This window comes from Brenneria tiliae (assembly GCF_023347575.1).
Classification (GTDB): Bacteria; Pseudomonadota; Gammaproteobacteria; order Enterobacterales; family Enterobacteriaceae; genus Brenneria; species Brenneria corticis.
This window is the reverse complement of record NZ_JAKPCB010000052.1, coordinates 1-330: the sequence shown is the minus strand read 5'-3', so window position 1 is coordinate 330 and position 330 is coordinate 1. Positions and strand designations below refer to the sequence as shown.

Annotated in this window: 1 rRNA gene; it reads left to right on the top strand. The window is 47.0% G+C overall.

Features of this window, described 5'->3' with window-relative positions:
• Nucleotides 1-250: 250 nt before the first annotated feature.
• Nucleotides 251-330: ribosomal RNA gene (locus MFP24_RS00255) — 23S ribosomal RNA — on the top strand; the annotation flags it as partial.

Here is a 330-nt window from a genome sequence, read left to right as displayed (position 1 = left end):
CACTGCCCTTTCACGGCTGTAACAGGGGTTCGAATCCCCTTGGGGACGCCATTCCGATAATGAGTGAAAGACATTATCACCGAATATCTTAAAGATGACTTTAACGAGTCGTGTTTAAGATATTGCTATTTAACAATCTGGAACAAGCTGAAATTTGAAACGACGCAGCTGAACATTATCCGCGAGGGTAGTGGTTTTGTTGCGTCAGAGTCTCTCAAAAATCGCAATCCGAGACACTTTCGGGTTGTGAGGTTAAGCGACTAAGCGTACACGGTGGATGCCTAGGCAGTCAGAGGCGATGAAGGGCGTGCTAATCTGCGAAAAGCGTCG